Here is a 22,860-nt window from a genome sequence, read left to right on the forward strand (position 1 = left end):
ACCTGTAGACTATTGGACATAGGAAAATCGCACAAAACAGGAGGCATATATTATGAGTGGATTATTTGATTTGACTGGAAAAGTGGCATTGGTGACCGGAGCATCATCCGGACTCGGAGTACAGTTTGCCAAGGCACTTGCAAGACAGGGAGCAGACATAGCAATTTGTGCCAGAAGGTTAGAAAAACTGGAAAATACAAAGAAGGAAATAGAGGCTTTGGGCGTAAAATGCTATGCTCATAAGTGTGACGTTACTAACAATGATGATGTACGTGAACTTGTTAAGGATGTTGTTGCAACTTATGGTAAGATAGACATTCTCATCAACAATGCAGGAGTTGGTGATACAGCACCGGCAGAGGATATGGATGATGCAGCATGGAACAAGGTCATCAATACTAACCTTAATGCAGTTTATTTTGTGGCTCGTGAAGTTGGCAAGGAGATGCTTAAGAACGGATATGGAAAGATCGTAAATGTAGGTTCCGTTCATTCAGAAGTAGTTATGCACCCTTCAACATGGCCTGTTGCCGCATACGCTACAGCCAAGGGTGGTGTAAAGATGCTTACAAAAGCTCTTGCCGCAGAGTGGGCTTCCAAGGGTATCACAGTCAATGCTATCGGACCTGCATATTTTGAGTCAGAGATGACAAGTTCTGTACTTAATGAGTCAGGTTCCTTTGATGCTATAGCCAAAGCATATTGCCCTATGGGACGTGCCGGCAGACAGGGTGAGCTTGACGGAGCCATTATCTACTTCTCTTCAGATGCAAGCACCTATACTACAGGCCAGCTTCTTTTAGTTGACGGTGGCTGGAGCACAATTTGATGCAGCTTTATATGAGTTAAACACTTATACCACATACCGCCCAGGCTCTATATATGAGCCTTAGCGGTATTTTATCGGTCGGACTGTTACAAAAAAACCTCACTGGGTATATATGGTTATGTATTGCTATCCGGAAAAACGGACTATATAATACATAGACAAGGGAATGAAGTTTTCCCGTAGTATTTATACTAAAACCGCTATTTACAGGCTGATGACTTCTGCGAATTATCAACGCAGAAGGTGTCAGCTTTTTTGATCTTTTTTAAAGGTTTTGATATATTACTGATAACGTAAGTGATTAAGGAGGTTTTAATGAAATACGATTTTGTTTCCATTATGGACAGGAAAGGCAGGGATTCTATTGCCGTTGACGGTCTCGGCACTATGCCGGGATTTACTCCTGAACTGCCAAAAGAGGGTTTTGATATTATTCCCATGTGGGTTGCGGATATGAATTTTCCAACTGTTCCCACAATACAGGAAGCCATCATTGAGAGAGCAAAGCATCCTGCATTTGGTTACTTCAATGCAACAGATGAATACTTTAACTCAATTATCAAATGGCATGAAACAAGAAATTCTGTTTCCGGACTTACAAAAGATGCTATAGGCTATGAAAACGGAGTTTTAGGAGGAGTGATAAGTGCGCTGAACGTATTATGTTCCAAGGGTGATAATGTTCTCGTGAACAGTCCCACATACATCGGTTTCACCATGTCACTAAAAAACAACGGATACAATATCGTGCATAGTCCGCTTTACATTGATGATCAAAACATATGGCGAATGGATTTCGATGATATGGAAAAGAAGATCATCGAGAATAAGATTCATGCCGCTATTTTCTGTTCTCCCCATAACCCTTGCGGGCGTGTTTGGGAGAAGTGGGAAATAGAAAAGGCCATGGAGCTTTTCAAAAAACATGATGTCTTCGTAATCTCTGATGAAATATGGTCAGATATCATTCTGAATAATCACAAACATATTCCTACTCAGTCAGTCTCGGAAGATGCGAGAATGCGTACGGTAGCATTGTATGCCCCATCTAAAACCTTCAATCTTGCAGGACTTGTGGGCAGCTATCACATAATTTACAACAAATGGATAAGAGACCGTGTCGAGAAGGAATCCTCATTATCTCACTACAATGAGATGAATGTATTATCAATGCACGCCCTCATCGGAGCTTACAATCCGGAGGGATACGAATGGGTAGATGAATTAAAAGCGGTACTCAGCGAAAACATTAATTATGCGTGCGGTTATATAAAGGATCACTTCGAGGGCGTGGAGGTTTGTAAACCACAGGGTACATATATGCTTTTTGTCAACTGCACAAAGTGGTGTGAAAAGCACGGAAAAACCATTGACGACATTGAACATGCGGCATGGGACATTGGAGTAGCCATTCAGGACGGAAGAATGTTCCACGGCAATTGTCACCTCAGAATGAATCTTGCACTTCCACTTTCAAGGGTTCAAGAGGCATTGAAAAGATTAGACAACTATGTATTTAATGCCTGACTTTGAGAGATTTTACCGATGGAAACCATATACGATTTCATAGTATAATAATAGGGTTACTTTTGTTTTAATAAACTAAAAATCGAGCCAATTAGATCTGTATCTGTATGACAGAAATAAACGGCAAAAACCATTAGTAACAGAGGAGGATTATGAAAGCCGATTATATAAGTGAAACAACAGACCCTTCCGATTTTGTGCTTCTTTCAGATTATGTTCCCGGTGTCATCCAGGAGATCAGATATTTTTCTACCTACAATTTCGTTGGAGACCGTATAAACGGTTATGAAGAGCCCTGCGCCATCATAACAAAAGAAGCTGCAAGGGCAATGAAGAGTGCCGCTGATGAACTAATGGTCAAGGGCTACCGCATCAAAGTCTTTGACGCCTACCGTCCGACAACAGCAGTTAAGCATTTTATACTTTGGGGAATAGAAGATACGGACATCCGGATGAAGCCCTACTTTTACCCGGACCTTGAAAAGCAGGAGCTTTTCTCAAAGGGATACATAGCTAAGCAGTCAAGCCACAGCCGCGGCAGCACCGTAGACATTACCCTTCTTGATATGAAAACCGGAAAGGAAGTTGATATGGGCGGACCTTTTGACTTCTTTGGAGAGTTGTCGCACCCGGATTTCAAAGGAATAACAGAAGAGCAGTTTGAAAACAGAATGCTCCTTCAGGATGTCATGGTCAGAAACGGATTTAATACTTTCCCCTTTGAGTGGTGGCACTTTACCCTGAAGGATGAGCCATATCCCGAAACCTATTTTGAATTTCCGGTTTCTTCGGAATACCTGAGGAAATGATCTCTGCTTCCAACCGGAAAGTATTTTTATACCGGTGTTCCTGACTCACCACCTTCAAAAAAGTCATAGAGCCACAGAGCGGTTCTATTCAATTTAAAAACAGGATGTGAACAATATCTCAGTTCACATCCTGTTTCTTTAGATTGTGTTGTCAGGAACCGAAGCTCCCTTTAACAGTTTTAAATGTCACAGCATCATATCAGCCCTGTGTGGCAACATTCTTTCCTGCGATACGTCCGTAGGTGAAGATGTCAGCAATAGCATTACCGCCGAGACGGTTTCCGCCGTGAACACCTCCGGTAACCTCGCCGGCAGCGAAGAGACCTGTTATAGCCTCACCGTCCTCATTAACAACCTGACCGTCAGTGTTGATAACGATACCGCCCATTGTATGGTGGAGAGAAGCCTTTCTCGGAGAGATAACGATTCCTACGTCAGGATTGCTCTCGATAGCCTCAAGGTCGATGGCACCTGCAAGAACGCCCTTGCCGAAGTCAGGATCTGCCTGGTTCTCAACATAAGAGTTGTACTTCTCGATGGTCTCACGAAGAGCTTCCTCTGTAAATGCAGGAGCTACACCGGCAGCTGCTGTCTTTGTGGCCTCAGCAAGTTCTGCAAGAGTTGAACCATACCAGACATGTCCTGTCTCTACCATGTGCTCAACAGTATTTCCGAAAAGACTTGATGAAGGATCAGCACCTTCGCACTTTCCGGTATCCTTTGAAGAACCGGCATAAATGATGTAGAAGATACCATCGTCAAGACCGAGAGAAGCCTTGGCAAGAACGTCACGCTCAGCGTACTCGTTTACGAAACGGTTTCCTTCTCCATCGATCCAGATCTGCTCTGAAGCATCAGCCCAGATACCGTCTGTCATGGTTCCCTTTACAGGTGAAGAAGAAGGCATGAGCTGTGATACACCCATATCTACAGTGTCAGCTCCAACTTCCTGAGCCATAACGATACCGTCACCGGTATTGGTTCCTACGTTAGTTGTAAGAGTATGATCTGTCAGGTCATCACCCCAGTACTTATCGTACTCCTTGACCATTGCAGGGTTAGCACAGTATCCGCCGCAGGCAAGAACAACACCCTTTGAAGCATTAAGTGTGACCTTGGTTCCGTCGGCCTTCTCAGCATTAACACCCACAACCTTGCCGTCAGCGTCTGTGATGAGTGACTTTCCTGCAGTCTCTGTATAGATAGTTACGCCTTCCTTATCAGCAGCAGCCTTAAGAGCCTCGATGAGCGGAGCCCCGTTCTGGTAAGCGTGGGTTCTCGGCCACATAGCGCCAAGTACGGTGTAAAGAGTTTCTCCTGCTCCCTTATGGCTTGCAGTCTCGATTCCGAGATCGCCTGTCCAGTCATAGGAATCCAATGCATTCTCCGCAAGATTTCTTGCGAGGTCAATGTTTGAAGCCACCCATGATCCGTCATTCATCTCTCTTAAACCACCTGTGTAGATGTGCCACATGTGAAGAGGAATAGAATCATAACCCGGCATATCCTTACCGGCTTCCTTGCCTTCATTGTCCTTAAAAAACTTTGTAAGGTCATCCTGAAGATCTGTAAGAACCTGCTTCCACTCAGGGAACTGATCGAAGTGAAGATCCGGATCGTCAGCCTTAAGTGCGAGGTACTCGTCCAATGTATTCTTCTCTGCAACACTCATTACGCGCTCAGCCTGAGCCTCCGGGTCAACTGCATTGAAGGCACCGCCGGCCATCATTGTGTCACCGCCGAGAACAGAGCCTTTCTCAATAAGAGTAACCTTTGCGCCCTGCTGTGCTGCAGAGATAGCTGCTGAGAGACCGGCTCCGCCGCCGCCCACAACAACTACATCCTGATCATAGGTTTCGTCAGCCCCTGCCTCTGCGTGCCACTCATTGGCATCAAGAACTGTAAGGTCAAGACCTGCTTCCTCAGCTGCCTTTCTCGCAGCGCTCATGATTGCGTTAGAGCAAAGGGTAGCACCTGTAACTGCGTCAACCTTTGTTGTCTGATGCTCAACAATCTGTGCGGGAATTCTTTCCTTTGCAACTGTTGTGAGAGAATCTGTCTCACTGATCTCTGTGAGGTCAACCTTTGTGATCTGTCCGTTTTCTACAGTGAGCTTAACTGTAACAGGGCCCTGCATTCCGGGAGCAGTTCCCTCGAACTCACCGCTAACACCTTCAGATGCTCCTGCGGCAGTTGTTTCGGCTGCGGCTGTGGTTTCCTTAGCTGCTTCAGTTTTCGCAGCCTCGGTTGCTGCCGGTGGTGTAGTTGTAGATCCACAGGCTGTGAGAGCTATGGATGCTGCAAGACCGGCAATTAATGCTTTGCTTTTTCTCATACTTTCCTCCTAATTTCGGGCATGAGATTGCCCTTAAATTCTTTTAAATTATATCATGATTTAAGTATCTACATAGCAAGAGCCGTTAAATAATTATCAAAAATTGTATTAGGAAAATTTATCAGGTGAATAAAAGAATATGCCGAAAATTTGCAATGGGTAGGGCAGGACCATTTAATAAAAACTTTTCAGAGCACGAAAAAAGAACCTTGAATCGATGAAGCACTCGCCATCTCATCTAAGGTTCTTTTTTCATCACGAATCGTTTCAGATCTGTGAAGCACTCGCCACATCTCTTTAACTTGATTGCATTGTACTTTTTTTCAAACTTTTTGTCAATAAAAAAACATTTTCTTTTTGTAAGAAATTTCTAAAGTTTTCATAAACAAAAAAGTTCTTTTGGATAAAAATATATCTATATTATCAATATGTTGATGTTTTTGACAAAAATATTTCTATATCATCAATATGTTGATATGTCCAATAGATTTGTATGCTTTTATTTTCCTCTGTAATGCAGTAAATTATGCAAAGACTAAAATTTTTTCGGAGTATGCACCTATGACAGAACAGCAAAAACAGAAGCTCGGACCATTACTGATCCTCATCGCCGGATTCTATTGGGGAAGTATGGGGATATTTGTGAGAAGTATTGAATCTAAAGCAAAAGAGTGACAAAACCTGAAACGTCTCATAACAAATCCTCCTCGGTACATCCATGACCAAGGAGGATTTGTTATTTTATTAAGCAATATTCAATTTAGCTTTAAGCGCTTCCTGAAGAACCTGAGAGAAGTTAAGTCCGGCAGCAGTTGCTGATTCATTGAGCCATTCCGGAATAGTAAGAGTCTTCTTGATGGCCCTATTTTTCAAGGTTCTACGATACTGTTCTGTATCGCACTGGATGAGAGTAGTGAACTCATTATCACCAACCTTAATATCGTTGACACGGCTTGGCTTCGGAATATCCAGTTTACGATCTTCCATATCTGTGAGCATGAGGGACAATGCATCATTCGCCATCATCAGAGCTTGCTCAAGATCATCACCGCAGGTGAAGCAATTTTCTATATCCGGGAAGCTGACAGAATAACCTGGATTCTCTTCGGTAAATACAGCAGGGTAAATATACTTCATGATTTCTCCTTTCTTGATATCTACGCTTATTATATACGTGCAATACACGTGCATCAATGATTTATATATACTTTACACGTATCTTTCAAAAAAACTGTTTTATCAAACATTAAGCATATCTCTCTGCTAAAGCATCCTGCAAAAATCTGGAAACATTTAGATGCTCCTGCTCAGCACGCCGATTCATCCAGTTTGGAAGGGTAACATTGCGTCTTACCATTTTGTTGTCATTCTTCCTGCGATACTCATCAAAATCGATATCTACAAGTGTTTTGATTCCTTTACCAACTTCAGCAAATGTACCCTTTGAAACATCGATATCGTCAATATCAGACGGTTCAGGAATCGAATCGCCGTTATCCTGCATGGAAATCCCGGTTAACCCGATAGCATCCCTAGCCATAACAACGGCTTCCTGAATGCTTTTAGCCTCGGTTAATATCTCAAGATCAGGTACTTCAATTAGAATATCATCTTTGTCTTTAGTTAAAATCACCGGATATACTGTAGTCATTTCACGCCCTCCATTTCTTCAAAATAGCGTCTGCAAGTTTTTCATTTATTTCCCGGTGTCTGGGAACCTTTTCTATATCTTTTCCTCTACGATAAATATCGTGATTAGCGCCGTTTCTTTCAAAAACAAATCCAACAGCCTCTAACCTCAAAATCAGGTCTCTACGTTTCATTAATGCTCCTTCATTATATCACAATACACATTTTATACACACTGGTCAAATTGTAAAAATATCATCATAAATGCATATTTGCCAATCTATATCTTTCAAATCTGAACACATACTAAAGGCATAAATATTTTGCTTTTAAAACATCATCCAGTTGACGATATAGAAAATGGAAGTTGCCATAAGGATTAAAGAATATTACCGGCAAACATAGCTATATGTATATAAGGAATATGACCCTCGAAAATACATAAATAATCATTATGTCTTATGTACAATATTTTGCTTCCACGGTGGAGCATAATACATACATAGTTCTTGAATATAAATCTCTATTTGAAACAGGGTATAAAAAAGAAAAAAAGAAAGACTTCCGGAGAAGTCTTGATTACAAGTGAAATGCCGCACGATGCGGGCAAACAGATTCGGATAAATCCTTACTTGCACTCACCTTGTAAGTAAGTTAATTCTCACACAACGCAAATAATTAGTCAAGTATAACTTTTCTAAAGGAGAGTAAACATGTCAGTACACGAAGAAGATTACTATATAGGTCTTGATATCGGAACCAGTTCTGTTGGCTGGGCAGTAACTGATGCATCTTATCATATCCTAAGAGCAAAAGGAAAAGATATGTGGGGCGCTCGGTTATTTGACGAAGCTCAGACTGCAGTTGCAAGAAGATCAAACAGAGTCAGCCGCCGTAGACACGAAAGAGAAAAACAACGTATTTCAATGCTACGTGGGCTGCTCTCGAACGAAATCAATAAAGTTGATCCCGGATTTTTTCATAGATTGGACGAAAGTAAGTATTGGATTGATGACAGAACAGGTGATAATTCATCTCAAAAATATGCTATCTTTGCCAAAGGTTCCACAAGAACAGAAGAGTATACGGATGCAGATTACTACAGGCAGTATCCTACTATTTTCCACCTGAGGTCTGATCTTATACATTCAGATAAACCTCATGATGTCAGATTACTTTATCTGGCTTTATTAAACATGTTCAAACACAGAGGACACTTTTTAAACGAGTCCTTGGGAACAGAATCAAGTTCTGCATTAGATGATATATGGAATGAATTCTTAAATAGCTTTTCGCTTCTATCAGAAGTACAGTCCGAAGATGCTGCAGCTCCGTCCATAAACCCATTTGAAACAGTGGACAGAACTAAACTGATTGAAATTCTTTTACAAAAAGGCATTTCAAAATCCCAAATACGTGAAGATGCAGCGAAAATCCTTAATATATCAAGGAAAGACAAACGCGAATACTCAATATTAAGTCTGGTCTGTGGACTGGCAGGAAATCTGGAAGATATTTTCGGAAAAGAAACATTCTCAGCCCTTGAAGATAAAGGGAAGAAATCTGTAAATTTCAGAAAAGGCTCTTTTGAAGAAGACTTGGCGGAAGTACAGGATTTCCTCGACGAAGAGAGTATTTCTTTAATAATGTCCATAAAAGAAATCCATGATGTACTACTTCTGGATCAGATAATGCAGGGGCATTCATTTTTGTGCGATGCAAGAGTTTCAATGTACGAGGAACACAAGAATGACCTCGAGCTTCTCAAAAAAACTATAAAAAGACTGGCTCCAAAGGAATATTCAAACTTTTTCCGTAAAATGCAGGACGGCAACTACAGTTCATACGTTGGGAGTACTAATTCTGATAAATCCGGTGGGAAAGTACGCCGTTATGTTGCCGATCACGCTACGGCAAAACGCAACAATGAACCGGAGGAACTTTACAAAACTATAACAAAAATACTGACACCATTTAAGGGTGATGAAGACGTAGATAACATCCTTTCTAAAATCACCGCTGAAACATTTCTCAGAAAACAGCTGACCTCAGCTAACGGCGTAATCCCTAACCAGGTTTATGTCAGAGAAATGAAAGCAATCCTTGAAAAAGCAGAAACCTACATCCCATCATTGAAAGAGACGGATTCCAGTGGACTTACTGTGTCTGAGCGTATACTTAAGCTTTTCACATTTCATATTCCATATTATGTTGGTCCGGTAGGTGGATTAAACAATAATAACGGAAACAAATGGGCAGTTCGCATTTCGGGAGAACCAATCACTCCTTGGAATATTACTGATGTTATTGATATGGGAAAGACTCAGCAGGCTTTCATCGAAAACCTGATCCGTCACTGTACCTATCTTAAAGACGAAAAGGTGTTGCCTAAACATTCATTAATATATGAAAAGTTTATGGTTCTCAATGAACTTAATAACTTGAAGATTGCCGGAGAACCAATAGATGTTGCTTTAAAACAGGACATCTACAACGATCTTTTCATGAAGGGAAAACAGGTAACCCGTAAACAGCTATCAGATTATCTCATTACCCGCGGAAAGATATCAAAAGGTTCGGAGAGTCTTATCGGAGGAATCGAAGACCGTTTCAATGCTTATTTGTCCTCCGTCGGAAAATTCAACGGTGTATTTGAGCCGCCCTTTTTAGATCTTCAGCATATGCTAATGATCGAAGATATCATTCTTCTTGGCACCATTTATGGTGACTCCAAAAAGATGTTTCGTAAACAGATAGACACCAAGTACGGGCCACGAAGCGATGCACTGGTCAAACTTACCGATAAGCAAATCAAAAGAATCTCCGGATTCAAATTCACTGATTGGGGCAGATGTTCCAGAGCATTTTTTGAAACAGAAGGCGCTTCAAAAGAAGACGGCGTAATAAGAACTATTATAAATGCATTATGGGAAACAAATGATAACCTTATGCAGTTGCTGTCTCCGGATAAGTACACATATACTGATAATCTGAGCAACTTAATTACCCGCGAATCAAAGGCTTTATCCGACTGGACCATTGATGATCTGGATGACATGTATTTATCCGCGCCGGTAAAACGCATGGTGTGGCAAACTTTGCATGTTTTATCAGAGATAGAAGAGGTAATGGGCCATGCCCCAAAACGTGTATTTGTAGAAATGACACGTGAGAACAGAGAAAAAGGTGTACGGACACGTTCAAGAAAAAGCCAGTTACTTGAATTATATAAAAACTCAGAAATAAAAAAGGAGCAACGCAACTGGATTTTGGAGCTGGAAGGACATACAGAGCAGGAATTCCGAATCAAAAAGCTTTACCTTTATTATTGCCAGATGGGCCGCTGTATGTATACCGGAGAGTCAATTGATCTCGATCAGCTGATGGATGATAACATTTACGACATCGACCATATTTATCCACGTCATTTTGTAAAAGATGATAGTATAGAAAATAACCTTGTGCTTGTAAAAAAGGCCAAGAATGCCCGTAAAAGTGACGTTTATCCTCTGACTCCTGAAATCCAATCCAGATGTATTGGATTATGGAAAGACTTACAAAAGAAGAACCTCATAAGCAAGGAAAAGTATGACCGTTTAGTGCGTACAACCGAATTCACACTGGATGAGCGCGTAGGATTTGTTCAGCGTCAATTAGTTGAAACGGGGCAGGGGACTAAGGCTATAACTCAAATTCTGAAGGAAGCATTACCCGAATCCTCCGATGTTGTCTTTTCAAAAGCCGGTGTTGTTTCTCAATTCAGGCATGACTTTGAGATACCCAAATGCCGAAGCATAAATGACTTCCACCATGCTCAGGATGCTTATCTCAACATAGTGGTTGGTAATGTTTACTACACAAAATTTACAAAAAATCCAAGAAACTTCATCAAGGAAGCAATGACACGTTCCGGCGATGATCAGTATAAATATCATTTAAGTAAAATGTTTAACTATACTATACGTTGCGGCTCAGAAACATCCTGGATATGTGAGAAGGAAGGAAACCATAATACCATTGACTTGGTAAAGAGGCAGATTGTTAAAACCACACCTTTGATTTCACGCAGAAGCTATATAGCAACCGGAGCAATTACAAGAAAGGATACTATCTATGGCAAGCAAAAAACTTCAAAAGCTGACACTGGTACGTATTATCCATGCAAAACAAGTGATAAAAAACTGTCTGATGTAACAAGGTATGGCGGTAAAAGTGATATTAGAACAGCTGCATATACACTCCTATCTTATAAAGAGGGCAAAAAAGTCATTCGTAGTATAGAACCTATACCTATTTTTATATTGCGTGAAGGCAATACAAATAACATAAACATGACTTCTTTGCTAAATTATTTGAAGGAACAAATAACATCCGCCAATAAGAAACCCTGTAGCGACTTTCAGATAGTATATCCTATTATAAAACTATACTCTCTTATTAAAGTTGATGGATACTATTATTATATTGGTGGATGCGCCGGCAATAGGTATTATTTATATAATGCAGTCCCCCTTAAACTGCCGGCAAACGAAGCATGGTATATAAAAAAAATAGATAAGGCCCTCAATAACAACGACTATTATGAACATGACGAGAATAATAATCTTATAATAACCAAAGAAAGCAATGCTGCCTTATATAATTTAATTCTATTCAAATTGAATAGTGGCATATATACAAACAAGAAGGGTCCACTTCTTTCAAGTATCACAAAAGTCAAAGAATCATTTTACGATTTGGATATTCAAGAACAGTGTAAATTTTTACAGATTCTTGTATCCGTGTTTGATATTAAAACACAAAGTGTAGACTTATCCATTTTAGGTGGTGTAAAAAACACCGGAGTTATGTTTCTCCCAAAACATATTAACAGTCTGAAAGAATGCGAACTAATCAATTTATCTGTTACCGGTTTATACGAGAACAGAATTAACTTACTAAAATAATGAGTTGGAGAACTATAGTAATCTCAAGGAGCGCAAAACTTGACTATCAGATGGGATATATGGTTGTGCGCTCCTCAGATGAAACTCAAAAAATATTCATAAACGACATCCGCATGGTAATGATAGAGTCGACAGCGGTGTCCATCACCGCCGCCTTGTTAAATGAACTGACTTTTCATAAAATTAAGGTCATTTTTTGTGACGAGAAGAGAAACCCTTCATCTGAACTTATCCCTTATTATGGCTCACATGATTGCAGTAGCAAGTTACGCACGCAGATAGCATGGTCTCCTGAAATAAAAAAGGTCATTTGGACCGAAATAGTAACAGAAAAGATCAGAAAACAATGTGAGCATCTTAAAGAGTATGGTTCAACAGACGCTGCGGACATGCTGTCAGGCTATATCAATGCAATACAACTTGGTGATGAAAGCAACAGAGAAGGACATGCCGCAAAGGTATATTTTAATGCGTTATTCGGAAATGAGTTTTCCAGAACTTTGGATTGTAATGAAAATTCTGCATTAAACTATGGCTACAGCATATTATTGTCCTGTTTTACGCGAGAAATAGTTGCAAATGGCTATTTAACCCAAATTGGACTATTTCATGATAGTCAAGATAATCCATTTAATCTGGCATCCGACCTTATGGAACCCTTTCGTCCATTAGTAGATCGAACTGTCAAAAATATGGACCTAAAAAAATTCGAACATGAAGAAAAAATGACTTTGGTTGATATTGTCAACATACAGGTAACTATAAATAACCGAAAAGAATACGTGAGCAATGCAATTCAGATATATTGTAGGAGCGTCTTTACGGCAATAAATAATCGCGATGTATCTGAAATTCTTTTTTATAAATATGAGCTGTAAGTTTATGCGATTATTAGTTATGTTCGACCTTCCGATGGAAACAGCATCTCAGCGCCGAGAATATCGTAAATTTAGAAAATATCTGATAAAACAGGGGGTTTTCATGTTACAGGAATCCAATTATTGCAAAATGGTTCCAAACTCATCCGCTGGTGAATTTATAGTTGAAGGACTCCGTTCCAATAAACCCCCGGAAGGGTCTGTACAGATTTTAAAGATCACAGAAAAACAATTTGCCAAGATGGAGTATCTTGTGGGTCATTCTATTAACAACGTCATCAACGATGACAGAAGGCTGGTGATCTTATGAAATTTTTTTGTGATAAATATAATCTGGAATATGATTTTGAAGAAAATAAAGTCACTGTTTTAACTATTGATTCTTCAGCTCATTTCCGGGATTTCATATCAAGACTATGGAATCAATTCAATAATGCAGAAGATTTTTTAATAGTATCAAATAATGGAAAGGAAATCTCGCTAAATAAAGTTGCTGATATTATTTCTGATCCGTTCTCAATAAACCTCAACAATAAGAAAATACTATCAAAGATATATCACGATATTATTCAGGATATTCAAGAGAATGATTTAGAGGATTTCTTAAAAATGAAGCTTGAGGTAGAACAATTCATTATCAACATTTGTGAGAAATCAGATTTCAATCTGAGCTATGAACCTAAATTAGAATATTCAGACCTACTGAAGCTCTATGATGTGCACATTGATGTCGATGACATGGAATTAGCAACAAAAATAATTAATTATATCCATTTGGCTCATCGAGTTCTAAATACTTCATTATTTATTTTTATAAATCTGAAATCCTATTTTTCAAATAAAGATTTGGAGCTTCTTTATCAAACCTTACTCTATGAAAAAATAAACATATTGGTGATTGAAAGATATGATTACTTGAAACTTCATTTTGAAAAGCATCTCATCATTGATAATGATGCTTGCGTGATTTATGATTAAAAATGAATCTAGTCCAATATTCACCTACAGTTTCGGTGAGAGCCGACCATAAATTTGAGGCTTGAGAACCTTGTAAGTGAATAAAGGTATCAGACTTGGTAAAACCATTGGAGAAGTTCTCGCTCGCTTGAGAACCTTGTAAGTGAATAAAGGTATCAGACTTATCCTCTTAGTAATGAGTGGCTTTGATTGCTTGAGAACCTTGTAAGTGAATAAAGGTATCAGACTTTAATTCGAATCTCGGAAATGATATTTTGCTTGAGAACCTTGTAAGTGAATAAAGGTATCAGACTACATGTTGATAAAAACCTTATCAATGTTCGCTTGAGAACCTTGTAAGTGAATAAAGGTATCAGACGGTAAGCACGTGGGCCGTTTAGGGTTCCCGGCTTGAGAACCTTGTAAGTGAATTAAGGTATCAGACTCGGACCAACTGTTCCGTCGCTAGGAACTGGCTTGAGAACCTTGTAAGTGAATAAAGGTATCAGACCTCTATCTGCTCAATTTCGTCGTCTAGGTCGCTTGAGAACCTTGTAAGTGAATAAAGGTATCAGACTGTTGGTCTTGGTTCACCATTAACAGTTATGCTTGAGAACCTTGTAAGTGAATACAGGTATCAGACCATGAGCACCTGCTTGCATCCCAGCGGAGCGCTTGAGAACCTTGTAAGTGAATAATGATATCATACTTACGATGTTGTGAAGGATAACGGGATTCGAACCCGTTATCCTTTCCTTTTCTGCCCGTCAAATCTCTGCTATAATCCTTTGAAAGCATAAAAATCAGGTGATAACCATGGAACAACTTGAATTTTCAAAAGAAATATTACCGGGAATTTACAGAGTCACCCTGACAGACAGAACCATTGAGCAGGGCGTCAGCGAAATACAGATATTCATCATAAAAGGGAAGGAATCCGTGCATGACGGAAGAAGTATCATGATCGATACCGGATTTAACAATGATGCCTGCATGGAAAAGCTTACCTATGCACTTTTGGAGCTTGATATTTCCCCTGAAAAGCTCGATGTCTTTCTCACCCACAGACACCATGACCATTGCGGTTTGGCAGGCAGGTTCGCCAAGAATGGAGCACGCCTCTTTATGAACCGGATGGAAGAGCGCCATCCCTATGACTGTCTCGCCTACAAAGTAAGTGATGAGTCAGTGGAGGCTCAGAAAAAAGTTTTATATTCCTGCGGCATCACCCCTGACAAGACTCCGGAAGTATGGCAAGCTTTCAGCAATGTTTCCGACCGGGTACAGAAGCACGGCCAGTGGGTTCTTGCCATCTGGGGTTTTCCCTACAATGATGTGGAACCGGGAGATGTGTTCCGGTACGGAGACTACGAGTTCGAAGCCTTCCCGCTGAAGGGTCACACCTACGGACAGATGGGCCTTAAGGACTATAAGCATAAACTGTTCTTCACAGCGGATCAGCTGATTCATAAAGTTTCCCCCATCGTTGCCACCACCTATCCCGACGAACACCTTTTGCAGGGATTCTTTGATTCCCTAAAGCATATAAAAGAAGAATGTCACGACTGGACCATCATCCCTTCCCACGGCGAGATAATCGAGGATATAAGCGGAGACGTGGATAAGACTGTATTCAGCTATCTCAGCAAGACAACCGATGTGAGAGACCTTTTGAAAAGCATTAGCCAAACAGAAACGGGTTCCTCAAATGATGCAATGAATCATCGCCGGGACGAATCTGTTCACACAGCAAAAAATCACAGTCTAACCACCCATGAAATCTCGGAGAAGATATACAAATTCACCCGCCCTCCCGAGAACGATGACGAGTTCTTCCTATATAAAATGACTGTGACCAAAACCTACAGTCTGCTGGAATATCTATACGGAATCGGCTTTATAGAAAGAGAGCTGAAGGACGGAATTTTTTATTGGAGTCTTAAATAAAACATGGCACAAAACAACATCATCACTATAGAACATTTATCCAAAGTATATACAGAAAGAAAGATCTTTGAGGATACCGACTTTTCCATGCTGGAGGGTGAGAAGGTGGCACTCATAGGCATTAACGGAACCGGAAAATCAACGCTTCTGAAGATCGCGGCGGGCATAGAAGAGCCTGACGAAGGTAATATCGCAAAGCGTAGAAACCTGTCCATCCGATACCTTCCTCAAACACCGGAATTCGATCCCGAAGACACTATCCTTGAGGCTATTCTCCATGACAATGAGGGCAAGGAGCATGTCTGGAATCTGGAATCGGAAGCCAAAAAGTTCCTGTCAAAGCTTGGTGAAAATGATTATGACAAGAAGATAGGCACTCTTTCGGGAGGTCAGAAAAAGCGTGTTGCCCTGGCAAGCACTCTTTTATCAACGGCAGACCTTCTGATCCTTGACGAGCCCACAAACCACCTTGACGGAGCCATGTCCGAATGGCTGGAAGGTTATCTCAAGAACTTCCGTGGTTCCCTCCTTATGGTGACCCACGACAGATATTTCCTCGATGAGATCTGTGACCGTATCGTGGAACTTGACCAGGGAAAGCTGTACAGTTACAAGGCAAATTACCAGGGATATCTGGAGCTTAAGGCTGAGCGAATGGATATCGCCCGGGCACAGGAACGTACCCGACAGAACATTCTACGAAACGAGCTTAAGTGGGTAATGCGCGGCGCCAAAGCAAGAACCACAAAGCAAAAAGGCCGCCTGCAGCGTTACGAAAAGCTGTCCCAGATGCACGGCCCCACAGAAGAGGAAGAAATCAAGTTAAGCTCCATCAAGACCCGTCTCGGTAAATCCACCATCGAGATTGATGATGTTACAAAGGGCTTTGACGGACAGACCCTTATCGATCATTTCACCTACAACTTCCTTCGAAATGACCGCATCGGCATCATCGGTCCCAACGGCGCCGGAAAATCAACTCTTATAAAAATGATCACCGGCTGGGAGACTCCGGATTCCGGAGAAATCCGTATCGGCCAGACCGTAAGGATAGGATATTTTTCCCAGGAAAACGAAGAACTTGATGGAAATCAGCGTGTAATCGACGCCATGACCTCCATCGCAGAGTACGTTCATACCACCGATGGTCTCGTCAGCGCCAGCAACATGCTGGATAAATTCCTTTTCCCACCTTCACAGCAATACATGAAGGTTGAAAAGCTGAGCGGAGGCGAGAAGCGCCGCCTGTACCTTCTGAGAGTTTTAATGTCTGCGCCGAATGTCCTGATCCTGGACGAGCCTACCAACGACCTTGACATCCGCACCATGACCATACTTGAAGACTATCTCGACCATTTCGACGGAATAGTCATTACCGTATCTCATGACAGATTTTTCCTTGACCGTGTAGTAAACCGTATCTTTTCCTTTGAAGGCAACGGACATATTTCTCAGTATGAAGGCGGTTACACCGATTATCAGGTAGAGTATCTCCGAAGAAATCCCGATGCTGAAAGCGTATTTGCAAGTGCCGGCTCCATTTCAGGAGTTGGTAAAGCAGCAAAGGGTACCGGTGATGCCTCGGGGTCAGAATCAGATACCTCCGATGCAACTAAAAGCGATGGCAAGAAGAAGCGTTTTATCGGTGAACGAAAGCTCAAAATGACATATAAGGAGCAAAGAGAATGGGAGACCATTGAAGCCGACATCGAAGCTGCCGAAGCAAAGGTTGCCGAACTGGATGCAGAAATTCTCAAGAATGCCAAGGATTTCATCAAGTTAAACGAACTGACCAAGGAAAAAGAGCAGCTCGAAAACCTGTTGGCAGAAAAGATGGATCGATGGGAATATCTGTCTGATCTTAATGAAAGAATACAGGCACAGTGAAAATGCTTTTATTAAAAAGGCGCAGGCTTAGTTGTGGCTCCCCGAAAATCGTAGTGCCGGGGTCAGATCTGCGTTAAATTAAATATCGGGCATATTTTTACAAATAATTATTAATTTTTAATTATTTTCTCCCAATCTATTGACACACCGCCATTCTTAAGATTACAATGGCATTAGTCACAAAAGTTGACTTTTTTAACAAATCAGAACAGTAGGGAAACCTATTTTAGTTCTATTTCTTTTTTTCCTTTCTTTTCAAGAAGACAGCCCCTCGGGGCTGTCTTCCTGTTTCTAAAACTTTTTGAGGTATCCCGTTTGAAAATGGATATTCCCCGATACCGGCTTATGTGTACCTGCTGATTCAAAAAACATCTTGACGAACCTTTCCAGCTTTGCTATTATGATGGAGCAATTTTGACGAGGTGTGATAATTGGTAGTCGGCCAGCCTGGAAAGTTGGTGCCCGTTTTACGGGTTGTGAGTTCGAGTCTCATCCTCGTCGCTTGAAGAAACCGGTTCAAAAGAACCGGTTTTTTTGTTATAATCATTTAAAAATTTGTACAGATAAATATGGCATAAAAGACATGTTCAAACCCATCGACCCCTTTTGGGGTCTCAGACTTTTTATTCATGGTTTTGAGCGAAAGCATTATGCCTGAAAGCAGGAGAATCTTACGTGATAATTTTAGTTGATTTTGAAAACACCCATGTATCCGGGCTTGAAGGATACGAGTACCTTGACGACAATGATACTTTGGTAATGTACTACAGTGACGAAAACAGCGCTGTCACTAAGGGCATGGTAAATGACCTGAAGAAGAAAAATGTTCATGTCAGCCTCGTTAAGCTCTTAAAGCAGCACAGTAATGCTCTCGACATGTACATTGCCTCAACCACCGGAATGTTCCTTGAATCCGGCGAAAAGATCTGTATCGTTTCCAAAGACAAAGGTTATGCAGCCGTACGTGATTTCTGGCACAGTCTGAGAGGCGCAGAAATACTTCTCGGGGAAACCATAAAAGAATGCCTCCTCAGTTCAGAAAAGAACGATGACGAGCGCATCCGTCTCTGCAAAGAAAGATCCCAGAAAACGAATCTTGTGGATGCCTTCGCAACCATGAATACCATCCCTACAAGGCCTACTCTCAGTAAGGCAAACCGGAGAAGACGGGGACAGAACATTAACTTTACTGAAGTTACAGAACCTGCCTCCCTCATACCTAATCCGCTTATGATGGAAACTCCGGCGGATCAGCTTGCAAAGCAGATGAAGGATCAGATCGCTGAACCTGCTGCAGAAAACAAGTCTTCCAAAAACAAAGATTCCGGCGACAATTCAAAGAAAGATTCATCAAGAGAATCATCCAAAGAACCAACCAGAGAATCAACCAGAGAATCAACCAGAGAATCAAATAGAAAAGATCGTTCGAGATCTGAGAAATCCTCAAAGGATTCGGAGAAGGCCAATGCTAAGGATACTCCAACTAAGACTGACGCTTCAAATTCCGGAGACAACCTCCAAAAAGAAGAATCTCAGGAGAAGCCTAAGGCACTGATAAAGTCAGCACCTGAGAAAACCGCAATCATACCAAGACCCGAACAGAGAACAGCTCTCGCAAAAACAGAGCCAAAATTCGATCCTAACCGTGTACAGTTCGTTTACGATCCGGCTTCCCGCTCAATGAAAAAAGTGGAAAGTATCTTCGATAAACAGGAGAAGGAGACAGAAGAGAAAGCCACTGATGTAAAAGCAGATGCACAGGCATCTGATAAGGATAGCTCAATCCCAAGTGCTGAAATAGCAAAAGAAAATGATAACCAGGTTACTACTGCAGCAACTGCTGAATCCGCAACTTCTGAAATGAAGAGTGATAACTCTGATGAAGAAAAAGCAAAGGCTGAGGTCACCAATGATGCCGAAGAAGGAGTTACTGCTTCTGAAATTACTACTGAAGAAACAACATCTCCGGGTCAGGCTGAGGATGCATTGAAACAAGAGAAGAAGTCCTCCAAAAAATCTTCTTCAGCAAAAAACAAGAAGTCCGAGAATCAAAAAACCGGAAGAAAGACTACTAAGAAAACAGAAGCAAAGGCTACTGTAAAGTCAGAATCCGCTTCCGATGAAGCTTCAAAAGACTCCGACGCTAATTCAGATCATACTGCTCCTGCTCAAAAAGCCGCAACCGAAAAGACGGAAAAGAAGCAGACCGGTAAGAACGCGAAGAAGACCGCCGGCAAATCAAAATCGGCTAAAAGCAAAAACAAGGAAACAGCAGATTCTACTTCAGATGACGAGAAAGAAAAGAATAACACGAAAGTAGCTGAAAGTACAGACTCATCCAACTCTTCGAAAAACAAAACCTCTTCTTCAAAGAAAGAATCAAATGCAAAAGATGAGATTGCGGTTGCCCCTGATATGGAAGCATTGCAGACAGAGGCCCTGACAAAATATGGTCTTACTGCCAACACACTTCATACCTACTATGTTCGTCTCATGAAAGCTTATGGAAGAGAGCAGGGACGTGCACTTTATGACGTAAGTAAAAAGGCTGTTCAGGAAGACATTAAAAAGAGGAAGGCCAGTAATAGCTAATCACCTGCTAAATTATTTGATCTTTAATTAATAAGTTTATGTAACAGTACCGCCATGGATAGTTGAAACAAAATCCATAGCGGTATTTTTAACGGTTAAATGAGTCCGATCGAATTTTTTTTTAATTTTCCACTTGCCAAACATAAATCTCTGTGCTAATATACCATTTGTTGCGCGGAGGTGCTGAAATTGGCAGACAGGCAAGACTAAGGATCTTGTGTCCGGTAGGACGTGTGGGTTCAAGTCCCATCCTCCGCAGGATTAAAAAACGGAAGTCAGATGACTTCCGTTTTTTGCTATATAAAAACCATCTGATATAATATTCATAAGTAGCTTACTCAATAACTTTAGTTATGCTCATTCTAAGGTAAATTTAATCTATCGAAAAGGTGGTCATCATGAATGTTGCAATCATTACCGGTGCCAGCTCCGGCATGGGACGCCGCATGGCAATAGAAATAAAGAAACAGATACCAAATGTTCAGGAATACTGGCTTTTGGGCCGTCGCAAAGAAAGACTTAAGGTTTTGAAAAGAACCCTTCGAAAGCCCTGCAGACTTTTTGATGAGGATCTGACAAGCAATGACTTCCTTTCAAAATATAAAAAGCTTTTATCCAATGAAAAGCCCAATATCGTCTTTCTTGTAAATGCCGCCGGCTTCGGAAAGATCGGAAACATCAGAGACCTAAGCCTTAAAGATCAGCTTTCGATGATCGATCTCAATGTACGTGCCCTTACAGGCATCTGTAAACTGAGCCTTCCTTATATGTCCGATAATTCCAGGATTATAAACTTTGCCTCCAGCGCTGCATTTTTGCCTCAGCCTGCATTCGCAGTATACGCTGCGGGAAAAAGCTATGTCCTCAGTTTCTCAAGAAGCCTTAATGAAGAATTACGGGGTACAGGCTGTCATGTAACGGCCATTTGTCCGGGTCCTGTCAAAACTGAGTTTTTCGACATTGCCGAAACCACAGGGAAAATCCCATTTTACAAGTATTTATTCATGGCAAACCCAAAGAAAGTTTGCAGAAAAGCCCTTATTGACAGCATTAACAAGGCAGATATTTCAGTCTATGGTATGGGCATGAAGATGGTCATGATCCTCTCCAAGATAACACCGGTGCCCCTCATACTCATGGCACTGAGAGCTATGAATCACATTTCCAAATCAAAATAAGCAATTTATGCGTGGATTCATATTGTCTATACACCGAAAGTCAGAGATTAACACCTGCGGGCAGATGCCGAACTTAAACATCGGAAGGAGTCAGCTTTGAAAGAATTACATATATCTCTAAATGAATCCGGACAGCGTCTCGATAAACTTTTACATAAATATCTTTCAAAAGCAAATACCAGCTTCATTTACAAGATGCTGAGAAAAAAGAATATCGTTTTAAATGATAAAAAAGCAGAAGGTAAGGAAATCCTGAAGGAGGGTGACTCCGTAAAGATATATTTCTCAGATGAAACCTTCGCAATTATGACCGGCGGAAAACAGGGGGCCGGCGCAGCAGGAGCTCCCGGAAAAGGTACAAACGCATCCGGCCCCCGGGAAAAACATTCAGCCCAAAAGCATACCAAAAGCCCTGCCTCCGGGAAATCTTTATACAAAATAACACCTGAGATACGTTCTAAGCTGGATATCCTTAGACAGCGCGTAGTATATGAAGACAGGCATCTCCTTGTCATAGATAAACCCGCCGGTTGGATCAGCCAGAGTGATGATTCCGGCACCCTGTCCGTTAATGAACTGTGCCTTTTGTATCTTTTGGAGAAAGGCGAGCTCACCGAAAAGCAACTTGAGACCTTTAAGCCAAGTATTGCAAACCGTCTCGACAGAAACACTTCGGGACTTATTCTTTTCGGAAAAACCCTGCCGGCGCTACAAAGCCTCGCTGAACTTTTGAGAAAACGAACCGCACAGAAATATTATCTTGCAATCGTTAACGGAAAACTGGATGAGCCCAAAACCATAAAGGGTTATCTTTCAAAAAACGAAAAGCTCAATAAGGTTGTGATAAAGAAAGAACGTTTCGAAGACTCAGCAGAAATTAATACAGCATACGAACCAATGAAGATCACCGACAGATACACGGTTTTGAAGGTTCACCTCATCACCGGAAAGACTCACCAAATCCGTGCGCATCTTTCCTCAATAGGACACTCCATAATCGGAGATCCTAAGTATGGTGACCCGAAAGTGAACAGTTATTACAAAAAGAAGTATTCTTTGGATCATCAGCTGCTGCATTCATGGCAGCTCAAATTCCCGGAAGATCTCAGTGGCGTTCTGGAACCTCTGGCAGGAAAAACACTGACAGCAGAACCACCGAAAGAGTTTTTGATAGAACCGTCAAATACCTTTTCAAAAGCATAGAGCCAAAACGTCAAAAATCAGAATCCGACTCCCTAGTGCCCCTTAGGAATCGGATTTTTGTTTTTAACGGCGAAGTCGGCCGGTTTTAAAAAAGGCACCCGACGATGTTATAGTCTATTTTCAGACCTTACGCTTTTCCTGAT

Annotated in this window: 16 protein-coding genes, 2 tRNA genes and 1 riboswitch; of the genes, 14 read left to right on the plus strand and 4 right to left on the minus strand. The window is 41.2% G+C overall.

Annotated features, from left to right (window positions below; translation table 11 throughout):
- The first annotated feature begins 52 nt into the window (after positions 1–52).
- The 3 genes from BLV86_RS01940 (at position 53) to BLV86_RS01950 (ending at position 3,165) form a co-directional block, all read left to right on the plus strand.
- Positions 53–829, plus strand: coding sequence for an SDR family NAD(P)-dependent oxidoreductase (locus tag BLV86_RS01940; RefSeq protein ID WP_090814943.1), 777 nt, complete (start codon positions 53–55; stop codon positions 827–829).
- A gap of 153 nt (positions 830–982) precedes the next feature.
- Positions 983–1,060: riboswitch (Fluoride riboswitch) on the plus strand.
- 84 nt (positions 1,061–1,144) lie between these two features.
- On the plus strand, positions 1,145–2,356 hold the full coding sequence (locus tag BLV86_RS01945) for a MalY/PatB family protein (RefSeq protein ID WP_090814944.1): 1,212 nt from the start codon (positions 1,145–1,147) through the stop codon (positions 2,354–2,356).
- A 152-nt stretch (positions 2,357–2,508) separates the two neighbouring features.
- The gene (locus BLV86_RS01950) at positions 2,509–3,165 is read left to right on the plus strand and encodes a M15 family metallopeptidase (protein ID WP_090814945.1); all 657 of its coding nucleotides are present in this window, start codon (positions 2,509–2,511) and stop codon (positions 3,163–3,165) included.
- Between the two features lie 199 nt (positions 3,166–3,364).
- Here the strand turns inward: BLV86_RS01950 and BLV86_RS01955 are convergent, their stop codons facing one another.
- The 4 genes from BLV86_RS01955 to BLV86_RS01970 all read right to left on the minus strand — a co-directional run bounded on the left by BLV86_RS01955 (position 3,365) and on the right by BLV86_RS01970 (position 7,323).
- Entirely contained in the window at positions 3,365–5,500 is a 2,136-nt protein-coding gene (locus BLV86_RS01955) for an FAD-dependent oxidoreductase (protein WP_090814946.1), read from the minus strand.
- 744 nt (positions 5,501–6,244) lie between these two features.
- Complete coding sequence (locus BLV86_RS01960) at positions 6,245–6,637, minus strand: type II toxin-antitoxin system HicB family antitoxin (protein ID WP_330386188.1); 393 nt, start codon at positions 6,635–6,637, stop codon at positions 6,245–6,247.
- Positions 6,638–6,746: 109 nt separating this feature from the next.
- Positions 6,747–7,151, minus strand: coding sequence for a type II toxin-antitoxin system HicB family antitoxin (locus BLV86_RS01965; protein WP_031548435.1), 405 nt, complete (start codon positions 7,149–7,151; stop codon positions 6,747–6,749).
- A gap of 1 nt (position 7,152) precedes the next feature.
- Positions 7,153–7,323: a type II toxin-antitoxin system HicA family toxin gene (locus tag BLV86_RS01970; RefSeq protein ID WP_044915981.1), complete on the minus strand. Its 171-nt coding sequence runs from the start codon at positions 7,321–7,323 to the stop codon at positions 7,153–7,155.
- A 519-nt stretch (positions 7,324–7,842) separates the two neighbouring features.
- On the opposite strand from BLV86_RS01970, the gene cas9 reads away from it, so the two are divergent.
- The 11 genes from cas9 to BLV86_RS02025 all read left to right on the plus strand — a co-directional run bounded on the left by cas9 (position 7,843) and on the right by BLV86_RS02025 (position 22,717).
- Positions 7,843–12,075, plus strand: a complete 4,233-nt coding sequence (gene cas9 / locus BLV86_RS01975) for a type II CRISPR RNA-guided endonuclease Cas9 (RefSeq protein WP_090814947.1) — start codon at positions 7,843–7,845, stop codon at positions 12,073–12,075.
- Entirely contained in the window at positions 12,075–12,953 is an 879-nt protein-coding gene (cas1, locus tag BLV86_RS01980) for a type II CRISPR-associated endonuclease Cas1 (RefSeq protein ID WP_090814948.1), read from the plus strand. Before cas9 ends, cas1 begins: the two co-directional genes overlap by 1 nt.
- Positions 12,954–12,957: 4 nt before the next feature.
- Positions 12,958–13,263, plus strand: a complete 306-nt coding sequence (gene cas2, locus BLV86_RS01985) for a CRISPR-associated endonuclease Cas2 (protein WP_090815019.1) — start codon at positions 12,958–12,960, stop codon at positions 13,261–13,263.
- A complete protein-coding gene (gene csn2 / locus BLV86_RS01990; protein ID WP_090814949.1) occupies positions 13,260–13,931 on the plus strand; it encodes a type II-A CRISPR-associated protein Csn2 in 672 nt (223 codons plus the stop codon). The genes cas2 and csn2 overlap by 4 nt, the downstream gene beginning before the upstream one ends.
- Before the next feature lie 795 nt (positions 13,932–14,726).
- Positions 14,727–15,857: an MBL fold metallo-hydrolase gene (locus BLV86_RS01995; protein ID WP_090814950.1), complete on the plus strand. Its 1,131-nt coding sequence runs from the start codon at positions 14,727–14,729 to the stop codon at positions 15,855–15,857.
- 3 nt (positions 15,858–15,860) lie between these two features.
- Positions 15,861–17,744 carry an ABC-F family ATP-binding cassette domain-containing protein gene (locus tag BLV86_RS02000; RefSeq protein ID WP_090814951.1) on the plus strand — a complete coding sequence of 628 codons (1,884 nt, stop codon included), beginning with the start codon at positions 15,861–15,863 and terminating at the stop codon, positions 17,742–17,744.
- Between the two features lie 416 nt (positions 17,745–18,160).
- A tRNA-Ser gene (locus BLV86_RS02005) sits at positions 18,161–18,245 on the plus strand.
- Between the two features lie 174 nt (positions 18,246–18,419).
- Positions 18,420–20,336: a PIN domain-containing protein gene (locus tag BLV86_RS02010; protein WP_090814952.1), complete on the plus strand. Its 1,917-nt coding sequence runs from the start codon at positions 18,420–18,422 to the stop codon at positions 20,334–20,336.
- Positions 20,337–20,510: 174 nt separating this feature from the next.
- A tRNA-Leu gene (locus BLV86_RS02015) sits at positions 20,511–20,594 on the plus strand.
- Between the two features lie 140 nt (positions 20,595–20,734).
- Entirely contained in the window at positions 20,735–21,514 is a 780-nt protein-coding gene (locus BLV86_RS02020; protein ID WP_090814953.1) for an SDR family NAD(P)-dependent oxidoreductase, read from the plus strand.
- A gap of 96 nt (positions 21,515–21,610) precedes the next feature.
- Positions 21,611–22,717: an RluA family pseudouridine synthase gene (locus tag BLV86_RS02025; RefSeq protein ID WP_090814954.1), complete on the plus strand. Its 1,107-nt coding sequence runs from the start codon at positions 21,611–21,613 to the stop codon at positions 22,715–22,717.
- Positions 22,718–22,860: the final 143 nt, after the last annotated feature.

Origin of the sequence: Oribacterium sp. KHPX15, assembly GCF_900107835.1 — a bacterium.
GTDB lineage: Bacteria > Bacillota > Clostridia > Lachnospirales > Lachnospiraceae > Oribacterium.